This is a genomic window from Pseudomonas sp. Tof1 (assembly GCF_055390395.1).
Genome location: NZ_AP024344.1, coordinates 6,932,275 through 6,951,736, shown reverse-complemented (window position 1 = coordinate 6,951,736; position 19,462 = coordinate 6,932,275). Strand labels below are relative to the sequence as shown.

General features: G+C 66.3%; 17 protein-coding genes. 6 read left to right on the top strand and 11 right to left on the bottom strand.

Annotation, left to right across the window (positions count from 1 at the left end; translation table 11 throughout):
• Positions 1-40: 40 nt before the first annotated feature.
• On the bottom strand, positions 41-1,543 hold the full coding sequence (locus ACZ5KU_RS31410; RefSeq protein ID WP_464736685.1) for an aldehyde dehydrogenase family protein: 1,503 nt from the start codon (positions 1,541-1,543) through the stop codon (positions 41-43).
• A gap of 92 nt (positions 1,544-1,635) precedes the next feature.
• Complete coding sequence (locus ACZ5KU_RS31405) at positions 1,636-2,262, bottom strand: LysE family translocator (protein WP_273819703.1); 627 nt, start codon at positions 2,260-2,262, stop codon at positions 1,636-1,638.
• A gap of 147 nt (positions 2,263-2,409) precedes the next feature.
• Here ACZ5KU_RS31405 and ACZ5KU_RS31400 point away from each other — a divergent pair, with 147 nt between their 5' ends.
• A complete protein-coding gene (locus tag ACZ5KU_RS31400) occupies positions 2,410-2,883 on the top strand; it encodes an Lrp/AsnC family transcriptional regulator (protein ID WP_054060963.1) in 474 nt (157 codons plus the stop codon).
• A 60-nt stretch (positions 2,884-2,943) separates the two neighbouring features.
• On the opposite strand, the gene lpdA is transcribed toward ACZ5KU_RS31400, so the two are convergent.
• From lpdA to ACZ5KU_RS31360, 8 genes are all read right to left on the bottom strand, one after another.
• Positions 2,944-4,344, bottom strand: a complete 1,401-nt coding sequence (gene lpdA, locus ACZ5KU_RS31395; RefSeq protein WP_273819705.1) for a dihydrolipoyl dehydrogenase — start codon at positions 4,342-4,344, stop codon at positions 2,944-2,946.
• A 224-nt stretch (positions 4,345-4,568) separates the two neighbouring features.
• Positions 4,569-5,501: a phosphatidate cytidylyltransferase gene (locus tag ACZ5KU_RS31390; protein ID WP_054060960.1), complete on the bottom strand. Its 933-nt coding sequence runs from the start codon at positions 5,499-5,501 to the stop codon at positions 4,569-4,571.
• Position 5,502: 1 nt separating this feature from the next.
• Positions 5,503-6,123: a lysophospholipid acyltransferase family protein gene (locus ACZ5KU_RS31385; protein ID WP_054060959.1), complete on the bottom strand. Its 621-nt coding sequence runs from the start codon at positions 6,121-6,123 to the stop codon at positions 5,503-5,505.
• 9 nt (positions 6,124-6,132) lie between these two features.
• On the bottom strand, positions 6,133-6,588 hold the full coding sequence (locus ACZ5KU_RS31380) for a hypothetical protein (RefSeq protein ID WP_054060958.1): 456 nt from the start codon (positions 6,586-6,588) through the stop codon (positions 6,133-6,135).
• Complete coding sequence (locus ACZ5KU_RS31375) at positions 6,578-7,939, bottom strand: phosphatase PAP2/dual specificity phosphatase family protein (protein WP_464736684.1); 1,362 nt, start codon at positions 7,937-7,939, stop codon at positions 6,578-6,580. The genes ACZ5KU_RS31380 and ACZ5KU_RS31375 overlap by 11 nt, the downstream gene beginning before the upstream one ends.
• The gene (locus ACZ5KU_RS31370; RefSeq protein WP_416771116.1) at positions 7,936-9,693 is read right to left on the bottom strand and encodes a bifunctional alpha/beta hydrolase/class I SAM-dependent methyltransferase; all 1,758 of its coding nucleotides are present in this window, start codon (positions 9,691-9,693) and stop codon (positions 7,936-7,938) included. The genes ACZ5KU_RS31375 and ACZ5KU_RS31370 overlap by 4 nt, the downstream gene beginning before the upstream one ends.
• Before the next feature lie 98 nt (positions 9,694-9,791).
• Positions 9,792-10,406 (bottom strand): CDP-alcohol phosphatidyltransferase family protein, encoded by a 615-nt coding sequence (locus ACZ5KU_RS31365; protein WP_464736683.1) that lies wholly within the window; start codon positions 10,404-10,406, stop codon positions 9,792-9,794.
• 228 nt (positions 10,407-10,634) lie between these two features.
• Complete coding sequence (locus ACZ5KU_RS31360) at positions 10,635-10,973, bottom strand: hypothetical protein (protein WP_017903012.1); 339 nt, start codon at positions 10,971-10,973, stop codon at positions 10,635-10,637.
• A gap of 693 nt (positions 10,974-11,666) precedes the next feature.
• On the opposite strand from ACZ5KU_RS31360, the gene hflK (ACZ5KU_RS31355) reads away from it, so the two are divergent.
• The 5 genes from hflK (ACZ5KU_RS31355) (at position 11,667) to cfaB (ending at position 19,000) form a co-directional block, all read left to right on the top strand.
• Positions 11,667-13,628, top strand: a complete 1,962-nt coding sequence (hflK, locus tag ACZ5KU_RS31355; protein ID WP_464736682.1) for a protease modulator HflK — start codon at positions 11,667-11,669, stop codon at positions 13,626-13,628.
• Positions 13,625-14,683, top strand: a complete 1,059-nt coding sequence (gene hflC / locus ACZ5KU_RS31350) for a protease modulator HflC (RefSeq protein ID WP_464736681.1) — start codon at positions 13,625-13,627, stop codon at positions 14,681-14,683. The genes hflK (ACZ5KU_RS31355) and hflC overlap by 4 nt, the downstream gene beginning before the upstream one ends.
• Positions 14,680-15,738, top strand: coding sequence for a protease modulator HflK (hflK, locus tag ACZ5KU_RS31345; RefSeq protein ID WP_464736680.1), 1,059 nt, complete (start codon positions 14,680-14,682; stop codon positions 15,736-15,738). The genes hflC and hflK (ACZ5KU_RS31345) overlap by 4 nt, the downstream gene beginning before the upstream one ends.
• On the top strand, positions 15,735-17,645 hold the full coding sequence (locus tag ACZ5KU_RS31340; RefSeq protein ID WP_464736679.1) for a cation-translocating P-type ATPase: 1,911 nt from the start codon (positions 15,735-15,737) through the stop codon (positions 17,643-17,645). The genes hflK (ACZ5KU_RS31345) and ACZ5KU_RS31340 overlap by 4 nt, the downstream gene beginning before the upstream one ends.
• A 170-nt stretch (positions 17,646-17,815) precedes the next feature.
• The gene (gene cfaB, locus ACZ5KU_RS31335; RefSeq protein WP_054057212.1) at positions 17,816-19,000 is read left to right on the top strand and encodes a C17 cyclopropane fatty acid synthase CfaB; all 1,185 of its coding nucleotides are present in this window, start codon (positions 17,816-17,818) and stop codon (positions 18,998-19,000) included.
• 168 nt (positions 19,001-19,168) lie between these two features.
• Here cfaB and ACZ5KU_RS31330 read toward each other — a convergent pair whose 3' ends face one another.
• Complete coding sequence (locus ACZ5KU_RS31330; protein WP_464736678.1) at positions 19,169-19,429, bottom strand: hypothetical protein; 261 nt, start codon at positions 19,427-19,429, stop codon at positions 19,169-19,171.
• Positions 19,430-19,462 lie beyond the last annotated feature (33 nt).

Sequence of the window (19,462 nt, the reverse complement as noted above, 5' to 3'; positions counted from 1 at the left end):
GAGCGTGGGAACACTCAAGCAGGTGTAGCGTCTGTATCGGTCAGCGGCGCAGGCGGGTATCGACCTGAGTCATCCGGCTGCGCAGGGTGAACACCCCGTCACCCGAGAGAATCGCGCCACGGGCGAACAGCCGACCGTTCTCCCAGTTCGAAAGACCCAGCTCCGGCTTGTTCAACGCATACTGCCCATCGACCCAACGGGTGAAGCCATCACCCACGAAGGGCGCATTGATGCTGTTGTAGAAGTAGTCATGGGCCTGGCGATCGGCGCTGAGCAGCGACACGGTGAACTGCGGGCTGTAGCGATTGAACAGGGCGATGGCCTGGTCCAGGTCGTCGACGATCTTCAGGCTGACTTCCGGCGTGTCCTCCCATTCCCATTCTCGACCCAGTTGCGCCTCGGGGAGGATTTCCGTCTGTGCCTCTTCCTGGTCGCCCTCGGCCCGGCGAACCTGAACCCGCGCCTGCAGCCACTGTTCGGGCAGCACGCCTTCGTCGCCACTGACCACATGCAGCTTGCAGCTCTGACCACGAGCCCGGCCGGCCTCGGTCAGGGCCTCGAGGAATACCGGCACCAGTTCCGCCGCCCGCTGACGATGGATCACACAGACGTTCAGTGTGTTGCATACCTTGCGATCGAGGGAGTTGCGCACCACGTCGGCGAAACGGGCGGCATCGGCATCCTGGTGGGCGACCAGCCAAGCACCGCCGGTGCCGTGCAGGCTGACGACGGTACCGGCCTGCTGGGCGATGCCGCCGAGCTGTTTCACTGCGTGGCCCGAGCCACGGGCCACGGCCAGGGACAGGCGGCGGTCGGCGAACATCGCCCAGCCCGCTGAGCGGTCGAGGCTTTCCACCAGCGATACCGCACCCTCTGGCAAACCGGCTTCACGCAGGGCCGGCGCCAGGGCGTGCCTGACGATCGCCTGGGCGGTGCCGAGGGCATCGCTGCCAATGCGCAGCACGGCGGTATTGCCGGTGCGCAGAACCCCGGCCGCATCGGCGAAGACGTTGGGCCGGCCCTCGAAAACGAACGCCACCACACCCAGCGGTGCGACCACCTGCTCGACTTTCCAGCCTGCATGTTCCACGGACTCGCGTACGCGGCCACGGATCAGCGGTGCATCGCGCCAGGCGCGCAGCCCGGCGATCATGTCGCGGCGCATGGCCTGGCTGGTGGCCAGGCGCGTGGTGGAGCGCCCCAGGGCTTGGGCGCGGGCCAGGTCGGCCTGGTTGGCGGCCTCGATCAAGGCCCAGGATGGCTCGGCCTCCAGGTGCCCGGCGAACAGGTCGAAGAAGCGGCTGATGGCTTCGTCCGAAACCTGTGCCAGGGCACTGAAGGCGTTTTGCGCGGCATCGATGGCAGCCGCGGCGAGCTGCTGCACCGACTGTGGGATCAGCAGCAGTTCACCGCTGCTCTGGTCGACCAGCAGATGATCGCCCGGCTGGAAACGCTCGGCCAATTCCGGCGGTACCGGGGAAACCCGATTACCCGCGTAGAGAATGGGAGTGCCGGCGATAAGACGATCGAGCGTGCTGGTCATGGTGACTGGACTGCCTGAATAAATGAGGAATGAAATGTATAAGAAAAACGCCGTCGACTCACCTGCTAACGGCGTTTGTCATGCATGAAGGTTCAGGCTTGCTGGATAAAGGCCAGGCGTGCGGCAAAGCCGATCAGCAGGCCGCCGAACAGCCATTGCTGCAGACGCTGGGCTCGCGGGTTGCTGTCCAGCCAGCGTCCGATCCAGGCGCCGGTCAGGGCATAGGCGCTGTCGAACAGCAGGCCCACGCCTACCAGCGTTGCACCGAGCCCGAGGAATTGGGCGCCGACGGCCCCGGCCTGGGCATCGATGAACTGTGGCAGCAGCACCGAACAGAACAGCAGTGCCTTGGGGTTGAGCAGATTGGTCAGCAGCCCCTGGCGAAAGGCGCCGCGCCAACCGAGTCGAAGAGGGTGCGCGGCCCGGGCGTCGCCCCCAAGGCTGGCCAGCGTGCCGGGGCGCAGCATGCGGATACCGATCCACAGCAGGTAGGTGGCGCCTGCCAGGCGCACCAGGTCGAAGGTCCACGGGGCCGCCCTGAACAGTGCCGCCAGGCCCAGGGCGGCGAGGACGACATGGCAGGCACGGGCCACGGCCAGCCCCAGTGCGGTGGTGAGAGCCAGGGCGCGGCCATGGCGGGCGCCGGTTTGCAGCAGCAGGATCATGTCGGGACCGGGGAGCAGATAGACCATCGCCAGCGCGAGCAGGTAGAGGAGCATCGTTGCCGTTCTCTCGATTGAGTGGGGGAACAGGCAAAAGTCTATGCCGGAAGGCCGGGGCAGGTGCTTGCGTATTCGACCCCGCACGGGCTTAGACTTGGCACAAAATGCCAACAGGAACCACTCGGGTAGCTGGATATGCCAAAAATCAAACTCGATGCCTACGACCGCAAGATTCTCGCCGCGCTGCAACGCGATGGCCGCCTGAGCAACGTCGAACTGGCCGACGAGATCGGCTTGTCGGCCTCGCCGTGTTTGCGCCGGGTGCGCATGCTGGAAGAGGCCGGGGTGATTCGCGGTTACCAGGTGAACCTGGATCGGGACGAGGTCGGGCTGGGGCTGACGGTGTTCGTCGGGGTGAAGGTCGAGCGGCACCACGAGGCCGACGCCGAGGCGTTCCGGTTGGCGGTCACGGCCCTGCCGCAGGTGATCTCGGCGTTCCTGGTGTCCGGCGAGTCGGATTTCCTGCTGCAGGTGGTGGTCCCCGACCTGCGTGCCTACGAACGCTTCCTCACCGGCGAACTGTTGCGCCTGCCGGGAGTGCGCGACATCCGCAGCAACTTTGCGATCCAGGCGGTGAAGGCGCCCGGACCGCTGCCGCTCGATCATCTTCCTGTCTAGTGTCCTGTACGGTCAATTCGAAGACTCGAAGTTGAGCAAGCGAATCAGCTACACAGGGCACTAGATCTGTGTCGCCAGGCCTTCCACGTTCATCGCCGCCTGGCGCAAGGCCTCGGAGCGGGTCGGGTGTGGGTGGCAGGTCAGGGCGATGTCTTCGGCCGAGGCCGAGAACTCCATGGCCACGCAGTATTCGCCGATCATCTCGCTGACGCTCGGGCCGACCAGGTGCACGCCGAGGATCTCGTCGGTCTGCGCATCGGCCAGGACCTTGGCGAACCCTTCGGTCTCGTGGTTGATCTTGGAGCGGCTGTTGGCGCTGAAGGGAAACTTGCCGGCCTTGTAGGCGCGGCCTTCGGCCTTGAGCTGCTCTTCGGTCTTGCCGACACTCGCCAGTTCCGGGCGGGTGTAGATCACGCTGGGAATCAGGGCGTAGTTGACCTCGGCGGCCTTGCCGGCGATCCGTTCGATGCAGGCCATGGCTTCGTCCTCGGCCTTGTGGGCGAGCATCGGTCCCGAGGTGACATCGCCAATCACCCAGATGCCCGGCACTTCGCTGCGATGACCGTGCTGTGCGAGCAGGCCGCGCGGGTCGGTGGCGAGGCCGACGTTTTCCAGGCCGAGGCCGCGGGTGAACGGGCGGCGGCCGATCGCCACCAGCACGTAATCGGCTTCGATCAGTTCGCTCTCGCCGCCGGCGGCCGGCTCGACCCGCAGTTGTACGCCGGTGGCCGAAGGGGTGGCGCGGGTCACCTTGGTACCGAGCCTGAAGCCGATGCCCTGTTTGCCGAGGGCGCGCTGCAGGGTCTTGCCAGCCTCGAGGTCGGTGCCGGGGCAGATGCGGTCGAGGTATTCGACCACCGTGACCTGACTGCCCAGCCGTCGCCACACCGAGCCCAGTTCCAGGCCGATCACCCCGGCGCCGATCACCACCAGGTGGCGCGGCACTTCCGGCAACGAGAGGGCGCCGGTGGAGTCGAGGATGCGCTGGTTGTCGATTTCCACGCCGGGCAGTGGCGTCGGTTCGGAACCGGTGGCGATCACGATGTCCTGGGCCTGCAGTTGGCTCTTGCGGCCATCGGCGGCCGTCACCTCGACCTGACCGGGCCCGGTGAGGCGGCCCCAGCCCTTGATCCAGTCGACCTTGTTCTTGCGAAACAGGTACTCGATACCCTTGGTCAGCCCGGCAACGCTGTCGTCCTTCTGCTTCATCATCTGCGCCAGGTCGAGGCGCGGCGTCACCTCGATACCGAGGTTGGCCAGCTCGCCGCTGGTGGCCGCCTCATACAGTTCGGAGGCGTGCAGCAGCGCCTTGGAGGGCATGCAGCCGACGTTCAGGCAGGTGCCGCCGAGGGTGTCGCGGCCCTCCACACAGGCGGCTTTCAGGCCCAGCTGACCGGCGCGGATCGCCGCGTTATAGCCGCCAGGTCCACCGCCGATGATGATCACGTCGTAATTGCTCATGGTTGTTCTCCTGCCAGTCGGGTCACCAAGGGAAACAAAATATTATGATCATAATATGAGCGCATAGCAGGATGCCGGTCAAGTGCCTGTCTTGCCAGCGGTGAGCGTTCCCACGGTCCCCGTGGGAACGTCTCCCAGGACGCGTCCGCACGGGTGACGCAGAGCGTCAGGGGCTGCATTCCCACGCGGGGCGTGGGAACAATCGGATCAGGTGAGCGGACCGGTCAGGTCCACCAGTAGCGCACCAGGTGGAAGAAGATCGGCGCGGCGAAGCACACCGAGTCCAGCCGGTCGAGCATGCCGCCGTGGCCCTCGATCATGTGGCCCCAGTCCTTGACCCCGCGGTCGCGCTTGATCGCCGACATGACGATACCGCCGGCAAAGCCCAGCAGGTTGATCAGCAGGGCGATCAGCAATGCCTGCCAGGGCTTGAACGGGGTGATCCAGAACAGCGCGCCGCCGATCAGCGAAGCCAGGGTGATGCCGCCGACGAAGCCTTCGACGGTTTTCGACGGCGACAGGTTGGGCGCGATCTTGCGCTTGCCGAACAGCTTGCCGCAGACGTACTGCAGCACGTCCGACAGTTGCACCACGATCACCAGGTAGGCGATCAGCAGCAGGTTGCGCCCTTCGTAGCCAGCGATGTCGAGGGTCAGCAGGGCCGGCACGAACGACACGCAGAACACCGCGATCATCAAGCCCCACTGGACCTTCGAGGCCCGTTCCAGGAAATGCGTGCTGTCGCCGCCGAGGGAGGCGAGGATCGGCAGCAGCAGGAACACGTACACCGGGATGAAGATCGAGAACAGCCCGTACCAGTCGGAATAGATCAGCAGGTACTGCAGCGGCAGCGCCAGGTAGAACGCCGCCACCAGCGCCGGATAGTCGCTGCGCCGGGTCGGCGTCAGGGTCAGGAACTCGCGCAGGGCATAGAACGACACCGCGTAGAACAGCAGGATCACCGCTCCGGTACCGAGCCAGAAGGCGGTACCGATCACCAGCACCATCACCCACCAGGCGTTGATCCGTGCGTTGAGGTTGTCGATCACCGCGTTCGGTGCATCGCCGGCGCGTCGCTTGAGGATGAAGCCGATCAGCGAAGCCAGGACCAGGATCATGCCGATCCCGGCGAACAACATCAGGGTCTGCCTATCCATCTCAATGTTGCTCCGGTGCCAGGGCCAGCAGCGCATCGCGGCTGCGTTGCAGGAAATGTTCTTTGCTTTCGTCTTCTTCGAGTTGCAGCGGTGCGCCGAAGGCGGTGGTGCACAACAGCGGCAGGGGCAGCACCCGGCCCTTGGGCATGACCCGGTTGAGGTTGGCGATCCACACCGGAATCAGTTGCGCCTGTGGATAAGCCCGCGCCAGGTGGAAAATCCCGCTCTTGAACGGCAGCAGGCCTTCTTCCTGGTTGCGGGTGCCCTCGGGAAAGATGATCAGCGAGTGGCCCTGTTCCAGGGCGTCGAGCATCGGTTGCAGTGGGTTATCCCCAGGCTCCTTGCGTTCGCGGTCGATCAGTACGCCGTTGAACACCCGCCGAATGATGTAGCGGCGGAGCGTGCTGCGGTTCCAGTAGTCGGCGCCGGCGACTGGCCGGGTGAGTGTCCGCAGCGCTGGCGGCAGCGAGGCCCAGAGCAGCACGAAGTCGCCATGGCTGCTGTGGTTGGCGAAGTAGATGCGTTGCACCGGGTCGGGCGCGCAACCTATCCACAGGCTGCGCGCGCCGGTGATCAGGCGCGCGGCGGAGGTGATCAGGGTGGCTACCACGGGTTCGAGCATGACGATTCCTTATCCGGCGAAAGGCAGCCAGGGGCTGGCCAGGATGACGATCAGGGGCGGCAGGATCTGCAACGCCAGCCACAGGGCCTGGCGCTTGAGCAGGCGCAGCGCACCGCGGCTACGTTCGCTCCAGGGACGGCTGAGCGACTGTCGCGGTTGCAGGCCCAGGTCCTGCAGCGCGGTGTCGAGGGCTTCGGTGCGGTCGCCCAGGGCACTCGGGTTGCCGGCCATCAGTTGAAACAGGTCGGCGTCGAAGGCGACCCTGAACGCCCAGTATTTCTGCAACAGCCCCGACATGGCCAACCACAGGCCGAGCCCCAGGCACCACGGGCTGAGCGTACCGATCAGCAGCGGTGCCAGGCCCAGCAGCACACCGAGCAGCGTCAGCCCTGTGGATAACTGATCCAGCGAGCGCCCTCGGCGCAACAGGCTGGCGACGACCTGCAGGGGAATGTCAGCGGGCATCGGCGATCCTCAGGTGGGCGGGGGCCGCACCGGGCTGCAGGTGGATCATGGCTTCCAGCGCCTGGCGGTGGGCCGGGTGCAGGACCACGCCGGGGCGCGCCGCACGGATCAGGGCCAGGGCCTCGTCGATTTCCTGCACCCGGCCGCTGTGCAACAGCCAGGCGGCGACGGCCGTGGCACTGCGCGAGTAACCCAGGGCGCAGCAGACCAGCAGCGGTCCGTGCTGGCGCAGTTGTTCGATGGCCTGCGCGGCCTCCCGGCACTGTTCGGCGGAGGGGGCGATCAGGTCCAGCACCGGGATGTTCCGATAGGCTCGCCCTTCTGGCGCCAGCGGCAGTTCGGCGCACAGGTCGACGATGGCCTTGAACGGGCCGGCTCGCAGTTCGTCGCGGCCGGGCAGGCGGCCGAGCCAGAGGTTATCCACAAGCGGATCGGGTTGTGGATGGGATCTTGTCCACAGCCGTGAATTGATCCAGGCGCCTGCCCGGTAGGGCGCGAACAGCCAGCGCGCGGCCGGGCTGAGGCTGCCGTCGGCGCGCTTCTGGAAGCCCTGGGCGCCGAACAGCGCGTAGTTGAGCGCCACCAGCGCCAGGGCCAGCGCCGGCCAGAGCAGCCACAGCGCGGCCCCGGCGAAATAGCCGGCGACACCGGCCAGCAGCAGGGCACCCAGCCCGTAGCGGGCCGCCAGGCGCAGGCGCTGCCCGTCGCGGGCCGGCCGCGCCACCGCCAGCGGGCTGGAGCGATCGTCCGGCCACAGCCAGACGCACAGCCAGCCGGCCAGGGCGCCGGTGGGCACGTCGATGAAGTGATGTTGATAGGTGGTCAGCACCGAGAGGCCGATCAAGGCGAACCAGCCGTGCACCAGCCAGCGTCCGGCCCCGTTGAAATGTCGGCGGTACATGACCCAGAGGATCACCAGCAGGGCGATGTGCAGCGACGGCGCCTGGTTGAACGGCTTGTCGAAGCCGGCCAGCACCGCGAACAGCCAGCCGAACACGCCGTCCAGCGGTGGCCGGGTGAAAGTGAAGGTCAGCGGCCAGAGCAGGAAGCACGACACCGCGATGGCCTGCGCCGTCAGCAGGCGCAGGGCGTGCCGGTCCAGCTCGCGTCTGCTGCGTGGCAACAGCAGGGACAGGCCGTACAGCAGGTCGATGGACCAGTAGGGCACGATGGTCCAGGCCCAGAACGGTATCTGGCTCTCCCAGCCGAACACGAAGCTGCCGACATCGCTGCGCTGGCTGGTGTACCAGGTGGCGAAGCCATAGCTGCCGAAGAACAACGGTGCCAGAAGCAGCAGCCAGAGTACGGCGCGCTTGAGCAGGCCGGCTTCGCGCGCGGTGGCGTCCATCATTGCACCCGTTGTGCCAGGGAGACGCTGAAGATCCCCCATTCATCGACCCGCTGGGTGATCTTGCGGAACCCGGCGGCTTCCACCAACTGGTCCATTTCCGCCTGGCTGCGTCGGCGCATCACCCAGGCCTGGCCCTGGCGATGGCTGGTCAGGGCGCGGGCGATCAGTTCCAGCTGCGGGTGCCACGGTTGTCCGGTATAGACCAGGTAGGCGCCCGGCTCGCAGGCTTCGGCCAGCCCGGCCAGGGAGTTGCCGACCATGCCGTTGTCGGCGAACAGTTCATACAGCCCCGACACCACCGCCAGGCTGGGCTTGGGGTCCAGCGCGGCGAGGTCGGCGCGGTCGAAGGCATCGCCCTTGACGAAGCGGGCGATCTCGCCGAGGCCCTTCTCGGCGATCAGCGCGCTGCCGTCGCGGACGTTGATATCACTGTAGTCGCGCAGCAGGATCGATTCCGGCAGCGGCGTGACCCCTTGCAGGGCTTCGAGGATGTAGCGCCCGTGGCCGGCAGCGATATCGACGATGCGCACCTCGCGACCCTGCTCGCGCAACCGGGCCATGGCCAGGCGCAGCAGTTCCTCGACGTGCAGCTTGCGTTGGCGGATGCCGCGCCAGCCGATGGAGTTCAGGTAATTCTGGTCGATCAGCCGGCCCAGCGCAGTGTGCCCGGTGGGCTGGTTGCGATAGACGTAGTCCAGGGTGCTGCCGGAGTCGAAACCGGTGTCGAAGCCGAGCTTGACACCGGCCGACAGCTTGCCGCCCACGGCCATGCCGGCGCGGGTCAGGCGCCAGTACAGGTCGCGTGGCGAGTTGTGTGGCAGTGGCGCGGCCAGTGCTTCGGACTCGGCGCAGGTCTCGCCGATGCGGTCGGCGTCCAGCAGGCCCGGGCGATTCACCGGGCTGAGGAAGCCCTGTTCGATGAAGCGTCTGGCGCGGCTGACCGCCAGGTGCCGGTCGCGCTCGCCGAGGGTGTCGTGGAAGAACCCCGGCAGTACGTGCAGTTCCTTTTTCAGGCTGCCCAGGCGCTGGAAGAATTGCTCCTGGGGTTTGCGGTGGACCACGAAATCGGCACCGGAAATCAGCACCTGGGTCGGCACCTGGATCGCATTGGCATCGGCGACCACCCGCTCGGCGGCTTCGTACAGGCCCAGTAGCACGTTCACCGAGATCGCCTTGGTGATCAGCGGGTCGCTGTCATAAGAGGCGATGCGTTGCGGGTCGTGGCTGAGGAACTTGGCCTTGACGTAGCTGTTGACGAAGAAGTTGCCGCGAAAGCGTCGCAGCAGGGCCAGGCCCGTACGGGCGAACGGTACGTACAGCTTGACCTTGAAGGCCGGCGAGGCGAGCACCAGCGCGCGGATCTTCGGCGCGTAGTCGTGCACCCAGGTGGCGACGATCACCGCGCCGACGCTCTGGGCGACCACCGCGAGGTTTTCCTCGGCGATGCCGAAGGTCGTGCCCAGGTGGTCGCAGAAGGTCTGCACGTCGCGCACGCTGGTGGCGAAGCTCGGGCTGTCGCCGCGTTCGCCCGGCGATTGGCCGTGGCCGCGGGCGTCCCAGGCAAAGAAATCGAATTCCGGCAGGTCCAGTTCGTCCACCAGGTGGGCGATGCGCCCGGAGTGCTCATGGCCACGGTGGAACAGCAGGATGGCCTTGCGCGGCTCGCCGGCCACCGGCGCGGTGGCCGGCCAGTGGCGATAGAACAGTTCGACGCCATCGTGGGTACTGAAGGTCTGGGTTTGCTCGTCGCGCATCGCATTATCCTTGTGCCGTATCGCAGATCAGTGGAGAGCCCGCAGGGGCCTGCCTTTCATTGCCTGTGGTTTTCCATGGGAGCCAGCGCTTCCTGCTATCAGGGTTCTTGACCGGCCTCTTTCAGGCCCTGGCGGACGCGGTTGATCAGCGTGACCACCAGCAGCGCGGCGATCAGCAGGAGCAGGCCGTTTATCCACAGGGACTGGAGCAGGCCGAAAGCGACACCGGTGGCGATCACGCCGAGGGCGAAGGCCCGGTCGCTCTTGCCCATCGGCCCGTCGTAGCGCCGCGACACGCCGACCAGCGGCCCCATCACCCCGGCGTATTCGCTGAACAGCGCCAGCAGGGTCACCAGCAGCACCGCCGGCAGGCTGACCCCGGGCAGCAGGGCAAACGGCAGGATCAAGGCGCTGTCGGCAATGATGTCGCACAGCTCGTTCAGGTAGGCGCCGAGCTTCGATTGCTGGCCGAACTCCCGGGCCAGCATGCCGTCGATGGCGTTCAGAGCCATGCGCAGGATCATCCACAGCGGGATGAGCAGGAAGACCCAGGCGTGGCTGGCGAAGGTGGCTACCACCGCGCCCACCAGCAGGGAAATCAATGCCGCGCTGAGGGTGACCTGGTTAGCCGTGGTGCCATTGTCGAACAGGCGCTGGACCACCGGTCGCAACAGATTCTGGAAGCGGGGTTTGAGTTGGTAGATCGAAGGCATGGAAGCGACGGTCCTTGTCTGAGAGGGCTTGGGTCCAGACGGTGGTGATCGGGATAACCGTTTATCGGCAAAGTGAACGAATTATTGCCATAAACAACAGAGGCTGACATTAGCTTCCGGCTAAAAATCCGTGCGGCCCTGCACATTCAAGAAATAAACCCGCAAGGGTCCTGGGCCTGGCGCTGAATCCAGGCGACGGGCACCTGGATTCAGGGGGGGGGGAAGGGTTCAGATTGATAGCTTATTGCTACTATTGCTGAGAGCAGGATCTTCCAGATAAGTGACCTGTGGATAACGTGAGTCGCTGTGGAAGCTGATACGCGGCCCACGAACCGTAATCAGGTTGGCATCGACTTTTATGCAGAGTGTCTGGCCACTCCTGAAGGTCAGTCGATGGACTTTTTCATTATCTTCCTGGCGTATTTCATGACTGATCAAATCCAGCAGGTTGTTCAGCGCCAGACGCGAGCCCGGTTGATTGATGGTCAGGCAACTGACTCCACCGGAAGCACCAAAGGGCGTGGAAGAGGGTTGGAAGAAACAATACTGGTTCAGATCACGACTCATGGCGGCTCCGTCGTTGGGGTGCGCGCTGAGTGTTGGCGATATTATGGGTCACCAGCACGCACGATGGGGTGTCAAGTGTGTTTGCCGTCTGGCATATAGTTATTAATTTTTGCAAAACATCAGTCTTAACTTTTGGCTCTCCAGCAGGAGTCCTCGGCATGGCGAGCCGGCAGGTAAAGCGCTTACAGTCTTTTAGTGCAAGGTCACCGGAGTTTTCCGATGTTCGGCTTTTAATTGGAATATTTTAAGTTAATGAAAAACATTGTTCGGCTGCTCGGATGTTAGTCACTGGCGATTCGCCAATCAAGTCACTCTCTTGTTGGATTTTGTTACATTGCTCTCGCTATTGATTTATAGGGTCGGTTTTATCTGTAGGACTTATATATTGTTCATGTGAGTAACTTCCCTTTGCTTTTGAGTTTTGGAGTAGTCCGGGTTTTCAGCCTGGTGTTCATCGGGTTCGATAGCGCTTTTGGGTTGGCGGTGTTCGGCAGGTCCGGGTTTGCAGCATCACAACCGGGCCTGCCGGCTGCGCACAAAAAGCGCTCCTGCGAACGAAAAATTCACCCTTTCTGTTATAAGGTAACCAAATATTTCAAGGGGCTCGCGGGTGCGCCGACCTGAGGTCTGCGCCAGGGCTCCGGCTATCCTGATGTGAATGACCTCGGTGATCGAACCGGGTCTGGAGTGGACATGCGAGTGGATCTTGAAGCGTCGCAGGCCGACCTCGAAAGCCTGCCGCGCTTCCAGCGGGCGGGCTTGCAGGCCCGTCAGTTGCAACGCCTGGGCCTCGGCCTGGCGGTGCTGGCGCTCAGTGGCCTGGTGCTGGGCTTCTTCGTCGGGCTGTTTGCGCCGGCGTCGATCTGGCCGAGCCTGCTGAACAACAACGCCGCGGCCTTGCTGGTGCTGGTCGCGGCGTTGCAGTCGGCTGCCGGTGTGGCGCGTTGGCGCGAGCAGGCGAGGGCGCCTGCCGTGGTCGAGCCCGGCGTGGCGTCCGCGCTGCAGGTGGCAGAAGCACTGGGCGCCTACGAGCGTCTGCTCGCCCGCCTGGACAGCCTGTGGCGCAACGCCCTGGCGCAGATCGGTGCGACGACGCTATGGCTGGGCGGTTGGGCCTTGCTGGCGCTGGTGAGCGTCGAGCAGACCTGGAACCTGACGCTGGCCGGCGCGAGCCTGGGGCTGAGCGGCTCCGTGGCGGCGAGCCTGGGCCTGTTGCTGGCATTTGCCCTCTTGGTGCTGGAGCGCCAGTTGGCCCAGGCCCATGCCGCCGAATGGCCGGAAGCCGAGGCCCTGGCGCAGTTCGTTCGGGTGGCGATCGGCGTGCAGGTGGTCAGTGCCCTGTGCCTGTTGTTCAGCGGGCCGCAGAACCTCTGGCCGGCTCGCCTGCTCAGCCTGATCGGCCTGTTGCCGGCACTGGTGGCGGCGGAATTGTTGCTGCGGGCGCTGTTGTCGTTGTTCAGCCCGCGGCGCGACAGCCTGGAGCCGCGCCTGGTGGCGACCAGCTTCATCGCCGGCCTGTTGCGCTGGCCGCCGCAACCGTTGCTGGCTCTGCAGGATGAACTGCACAACCGCTTTGGCATCGACCTGCGTCAGATCTGGGCCTTCAGCTACATGCGCCGGGCATTCGCACCGGTGCTGCTGGTGGTGCTGGCGGTCGGCTGGCTGTTGAGCGGGGTCAGCGAAGTGCCGCTGCAGGGGCGTGGTATCTACGAACGTTTCGGCAAACCGGTGGACGTCTTCGGCCCCGGCCTGCATGTCGGCCTGCCCTGGCCGCTGGGCCGGGTGCTGGCGGTGGAGAATGGCGTGGTCCACGAGTTGGCCACCAGCGTCGAGGCGGCGGCCTCTGCCGTACCCGACCCCGCCGAGGGTGAGGCGCCGGCCAGCGCCAACCGGCTGTGGGACGCCAGCCACGTGAACGAGAAGTCCCAGGTGATCGCCAGCAGCAGCGGCGACCGGCAGGGCTTCCAGGTGGTCAACATGGACGTGCGTTTCGTCTACCGCATTGGCTTGAGCGACCAGGCCGCGCTGGCCGCCACCTACAACAGCGCCGATGTGCCGAGCTTGATCCGCAGCACCGCCAGCCGGGTGCTGGTCCATGATTTCGCCGCGCGGACTCTCGATGGTCTGCTGGGCGAACAGCGCACGGCGCTGGCCGAGGATATCGGCCGTGCGGTACAGGCCGACCTGCAACGCCTGGACAGTGGCGTGGAAATCCTCGCCACGGTGGTCGAGGCGATTCATCCGCCAGCGGGTGCGGCGAACGCCTATCACGCGGTGCAGGCGGCACAGATCAGCGCCCAGGCGCTGATTTCCCGCGAGCGTGGCGCCGCCAGCGAACAGGCCAACCAGGCGCAGTTGCAGGCCAGCATTGTCGAGGACCAGGCCCGGGCCAGCGCCCACGAGGTAAAGGCCGGCGCCCGCGCGGCAGACCTGCGTTTCAGCGCCGAGCGCCAGGCCTATGCCCAGGCCGGCCAGGCTTTCGTGCTGGAGCAGTACCTGGCGCAACTGAGCCAGGGGCTGGGCAAGGCGAAGCTATGGGTGCTCGACCACCGCCTGGGCGGCAACAGCGCCCCCACCATCGATCTGCGTTCATTCACGCTGCCGGCCGACCCCATGCCTGCGCGTAAAGCCGTCCAGCCAGGAGTCACCCCTTGAGCCTGTCCCACTCCCATTGTGCCGATCATCACGATCACGGCGGCCACGAGCACGCCGGTCATCATCACCCTCATCACGGGCACGATCACCACCACGGCGATGCGGGCAGCGGCGGGCCATTTCCATGGCGGCGCATGGGCTGGGCGCTGCTGCTGATCCTGTTCGCGGTCGCGGCGGCGAGCCTGGTGCAGGTGCGCTCCGGCGAGGCCACGGTAATCACCCGTTTCGGCAACCCGTCGCGGGTGCTGCTCGAACCGGGCCTCGGCTGGCGCTGGCCGGCGCCGTTCGAGGCGGCGATTCCGGTCGACCTGCGCCTGCGTACCACCTCCAGCGGCCTGCAGGATGTCGGCACCCGTGATGGCCTGCGCATCATCATCCAGGCCTATGTGGCCTGGCAGGTCCAGGGCGATCCGCAGAACGTCGAGCGCTTCATGCGCGCCGTGCAGAACCAGCCGGACGAAGCCGCGCGGCAGATCCGCACCTTCGTCGGATCGGCGCTGGAAACCACCGCCGCCAGCTTCGACCTGTCGAGCCTGGTCAACACCGATGCCCGCCAGGTACGGATCGCCGATTTCGAGGCGCAACTGCGTCAGCAGATCGACCAGCAATTGCTCTCGACTTACGGCGTGCGGGTCCTGCAGGTCGGCATCGAGCGCCTGACGCTGCCTTCGGTGACGCTCTCGGCCACCGTCGACCGCATGCGCGCCGAACGGGAAACCATCGCCACCGAACGTACCGCGATCGGCAAGCGCGAGGCCGCGCAGATCCGCTCCGCCGCCGAACGCGATGCCCGCATCCTGCAGGCCGATGCCACGGTCAAGGCCGCCGACATCGAGGCACAGTCGCGGGTCGAGGCGGCGCAGATCTATGGCCGGGCCTACGCCGGCTCGCCGCAGTTGTACAACCTGCTGCGCTCGCTGGACACCCTCGGCACTATCGTCACCCCGGGAACCAGGCTGATCCTGCGCACCGATGCGGCGCCTTTCCGGGTGCTGGTCGACGGGCCGCCGGCCGCTGTCGACAAGCATGATGGCAAGGCCGGGGCGCAGCCATGAGTGAATACCCGGAACCCTCACGGGGCCTGGACAGCCCGTGGATCCAGGCCGGTCGCCTGGCGTTTCTCGGCCTCTATGCGGTGACGGTGCTGGCGGCGCTGGCCTGGGCCTTTTCCAACGTGCGGCAGATCGACCCGCAGGAGCGCGCGGTGGTCCTGCGCCTGGGGGCCCTGGAGCGTATCCAGAATGCCGGCTTGCTGCTGGCCTGGCCGCGGCCCTTCGAGCAGGTGGTGATCCTGCCGGCGGCGGACCGGGTGATCGAGCGGCGCGTCGAAGGGCTGCTGCGCTCCGATGCGGCGCTGCAGGCCGACCGCCAGGCCACCCTGGCGACGCCGATCAATGACGCGCTGGCCGGCTCCGGCTACCTGCTGACCGGCGATGCCGGTGTGGTGCAGCTGGATGTACGGGTGTTCTACAAGGTCACCGATCCCTATGCCTTCGTGCTCCAGGCCGGGCACGTGCTGCCGGCCCTCGACCGGATCGTCACCCGCAGTGCAGTGGCCCTGACCGCGGCGCGGGACCTGGACACCATACTGGTCGCGCGCCCCGAACTGATCGGCAGCGACAGTCAGGCCGCCGAACGCCGCGAGCGCCTGCGCGGCGACTTGCTGCAAGGGGTCAACCGGCGCCTGGCCGAACTGGCGGCGAGCGGGCAGGGGATTGGCGTCGAGGTGGCGCGGGTCGACGTCCAGTCGAGCTTGCCGGGCCCGGCGGTGAATGCCTTCAACGCGGTACTGACCGCCAGCCAGCAGGCCGACAAGGCCGTGGCCAATGCCCGTAACGAAGCGGCCAAGCTCGGCCAGTCGGCGACCCAGGAGGCCGACCGCCTGGTGCAGGTCGCCAAGGCCCAGGCCAGCGAACGCCTGGCCAGGGCCCAGGCCGATACGGCCACGGTGGCGAGCCTGGGCAAGGCGCAGCAGGACGGCAGCGACCCGGGCCTGTTGTTGCGCCTGTACCGCGAGCGTATGCCGAAGATTCTCCAGCAGGCCGGGTCGGTGACCACGGTCGACCCTCGGGACGATTCCCGCCTGATCATCCAGGGAGCAGAGCAATGAGTGCATCGACCACGGCCCATCCGCCGGCCAGCCTGCTGAGCCGCGCCGAACAGCGCAGCGCGGCCCGCCAACTGCTGCTGGCGATGCTCGCCCTCGGCCTGCTCGGGCTAGGCCTGCTGTGGCGCTGGCTGGCGCCGGGGCAGGTCGGGGTGAGCCAGTTGTTGCTCGGTTTTGCCTCGATCCTGGTGGCGGTGCCGGTGATGCGCTCGGCCTGGTACAGCCTGCGCTATCCGAGTCTGCACGGCATCACCGACCAGTTGATCGCCCTGGCGATGCTCGGCGCCTGGGCCACCGGCGACCTGCTGACCGCCGCCCTGCTGCCGATCATCATGATCTTCGGCCACGTGCTCGAAGAGCGCAGCGTCATCGGCTCCCAGGAGGCCATCGGCGCCCTCGGCCGGCTGACCCGCAGCCACGCGCGGCAGGTACAGGCCGATGGCAGTGTGCTTGAGGTGGACAACGCCAGCCTCAAGGCCGGCGACCAGGTGGAGGTCCGCGCCGGCGACCGGGTACCGGCCGACGGCGTGGTGCTGTCCGGCCAGGCGAGCCTCGATACCGCGCCGATCACCGGCGAGTCGGTGCCGCTGGAGGCGAGTGCCGGGGTGCAGGTGTTCGGCGGGGCGATCAACCTCGATGGGCTGCTGCGCATCGAGGTGACCCGCACCGGCCATGAGTCGACCCTGGGCAAGGTGATCGCGCTGATGCAGAGCGCCGAACGGGCCAAGCCGCCGATCACCCGCCTGCTGGAGCGCTATGCCGGCAGCTATCTGGTGCTGGTGCTGATGATCGCCGCAGTCACCTGGTTCATCACCAACGACGCCCAGGCGATGCTCGCCGTGCTGGTGGCAGCCTGCCCCTGCGCGCTGGTGCTGTCGGCACCGGCCACGGCGATTGCCGGCATCGCCGTGGCGGCGCGGCACGGCATCCTGATCCGCAGCTCGGCGTTTCTCGAGGAACTGGCCGACCTGACCTCGCTGGTGGTGGACAAGACCGGCACCCTGACCTACGGCAGCCTGCGCCTGCAGTCGCTGCAGACCGCAGTGACGGACCGCGAGCCGTTGCTGCGCCTGGCGGCGAGCCTCGGTTCGGCCAGCAGCCACCCGGTCAGCCGGGCCCTGGCGGGGCTGGCGCAGCCGGCCGAGCATGTGGCCTTGAGTGACGTGCACGAGCGCCAGGGGCTGGGTATCGTCGCCAGCACCGCCCACGGCCAGGCGGCGCTGGGCCGGCCGGAGCTGTTCAGCCAGTTGGCGATCGCCACCACGCCGGTACCCGAGCACGACGGGCCGATTGCCGGCCTGGCCCTGGAGGGTGAATTTCTCGCCTGGCTGTTGCTAGCCGACAGCACCAAGCCCGAGGCCCGACACGCCCTGGGCGAGCTGCGTGAGCTGGGCCTGGGCCGGCAATTGCTGCTGACCGGTGACCGCCAGAGCGTGGCCGACCGCCTGGCGCGGGAGGTCGGCATCAGCGATGTCGCCGCCCAGGCGCTGCCCGAGGACAAGCTCCAGCGGGTGCTCGGCGAGATCGACAGCGGCTTCCGACCGATGGTGGTGGGCGACGGCATCAACGACTCGCTGGCGCTCAAGGCCGGGGTGGTCGGGGTGGCGATGGGCGCGGGCGGCGCGGACATCGCCCTGGCCTCGGCGGACGTGGTGCTGATCGGCAGTGACCTGCGCCGCCTGGGCACCTGCGTACGCCTGAGCCGGCAGTGCCGCCGGACCTTGCAGGTCAACGTGGTGATCGGCCTGGGCTGGACCCTGGCGATCGTCGCGGCGGCGGCTTTCGGCTGGCTGGGCGTGGCGGGAGCGATGATCGCGGCGCTGTTGCACAACCTCAGCACCCTGCTGGTGCTGGGCAATGCCGGGCGGCTGCTGCGCTTCCAGGAGCCGTTGCTCAAGCTTCCCGAGTAAATGGGGATAAAGCGGTGCCCATGTGGGCTATTCGCGGGCAAGCCCAAGATCCCTCCCACTGCGGTGACAGCAGGCGAACATCATGAATCGGGTCTATCATCCCGATAGCCTGACAGTTCCCGGTAATGCGCTACCCTTTAATCAGACTTCTGAAACAGGGGGGACCACTCATGCTCGCGCAACTTCCACCGGCCTTACAGAATCTTCAGCTACCGCTGCGTCTGAAACTCTGGGACGGCCATCAATTCGATCTCGGGCCGCATCCCAGCATCACCATCACTGTGAAGGACCCGCAACTGGTCGCGCAATTCAGCCATCCGACGCTGGACCTGCTCGGCAGTGCGTTCGTCGAGGGCAAGCTGGAACTCGAAGGTCCGGTCAGCGAAGTGGTACGGGTCTGCGACGAGCTGAGCCAGGCGCTGCTGGAGGACGAAGGGGACGGTCCGGCACAGCGCCACTCCCACGACAAGGAAACCGACGCGGCTTCGATTTCCTACCACTACGACCTCTCCAATGCGTTCTATCAGCTCTGGCTGGATCGCGACATGGTCTATTCCTGCGCCTATTTCGAGCGCGACGATGCCAGCCTGGAGGAGGCCCAGCAGGCCAAGTTCCGTCACCTGTGCCGCAAGCTGCGCCTGCAACCGGGCGAGTACCTGCTGGATGTCGGCTGTGGCTGGGGCGGCCTGGCGCGCTTCGCCGCCCGGGAGTTCGGGGTCAAGGTGTTCGGCATCACCCTGAGCAAGGAACAGTTGGCGCTGGCCCGGGAGCGGGTGATCGCCGAGGGCCTGCAGGACAAGGTCGACCTGCAGTTGCTCGACTATCGCGACCTGCCGCAGGACGGTCGGTTCGACAAGGTGGTCAGTGTCGGCATGTTCGAGCATGTCGGCCACGCCAACCTGCAGCAGTACAGCAATATCCTGTTCGGCGCGGTGCGCGAGGGCGGCCTGGTGATGAACCATGGCATCACCGCCCGCCATGTCGACGGCCGCCCGGTCGGGCGCGGCGCTGGCGATTTCATCGACCGCTACGTATTTCCCAATGGCGAGCTGCCGCACCTGTCGATGATCTCGGCGTTCGTCAGCGAGGCCGGGCTGGAAGTGGTCGACGTGGAGAGCCTGCGCCTGCACTACGCCAAAACCCTGAACATCTGGAGCCAGCGCCTGGAGGGCAACCTGGAGGCGGCTGGCAAGCTGGTGCCGGACAAGGCCCTGCGGATCTGGCGGCTGTACCTGGCCGGCTGCGCCTACGCCTTCGAGAAGGGCTGGATCAACCTGCACCAGATCCTCGCGGTGAAACCGTTGGCCGACGGCGGCCACGACCTGCCCTGGACCCGTGGCGACCTCTATCGCTGACTGCCCGTCTTACCACTTGAGCGGGCGCGGGTCGGCTACCGGGTTGCTCTCCAACCGGTAGCGGCCATGTTGGCGGGGAATATCCTGGTCCGAGGGCAGCAGGGCCTGTTGCTCGAAGGTGCCGGTTTCCCGGTCGAAACTCAGGTCATGCTGGGCGACGTTGCCGTATCAGTCGCTGGAGGGTAGCGAGATATAGCTGATGGCGTAGCGCAGGTCGTCGAAGCTGCCCCTCACCACATAGACGCCGTAGTGTTCTTCGCCCGGCGAGACGATCTTGTAGAGGCCGTTGTCGTAGTAGTACAGGGCGGCCTCCTCGAAGGGTTTGTCCTTGTAGAGCACCTGGTAGTGCAGGTGATGGACATGGCTGGGCTTGCCGAATTCGACGGTGATCGACGGTGGGGTGCTGGAACTGCCAGATGTGAACTTCATCGTGGGGCCTCCGGAGGATTGCTCGGCGAAACC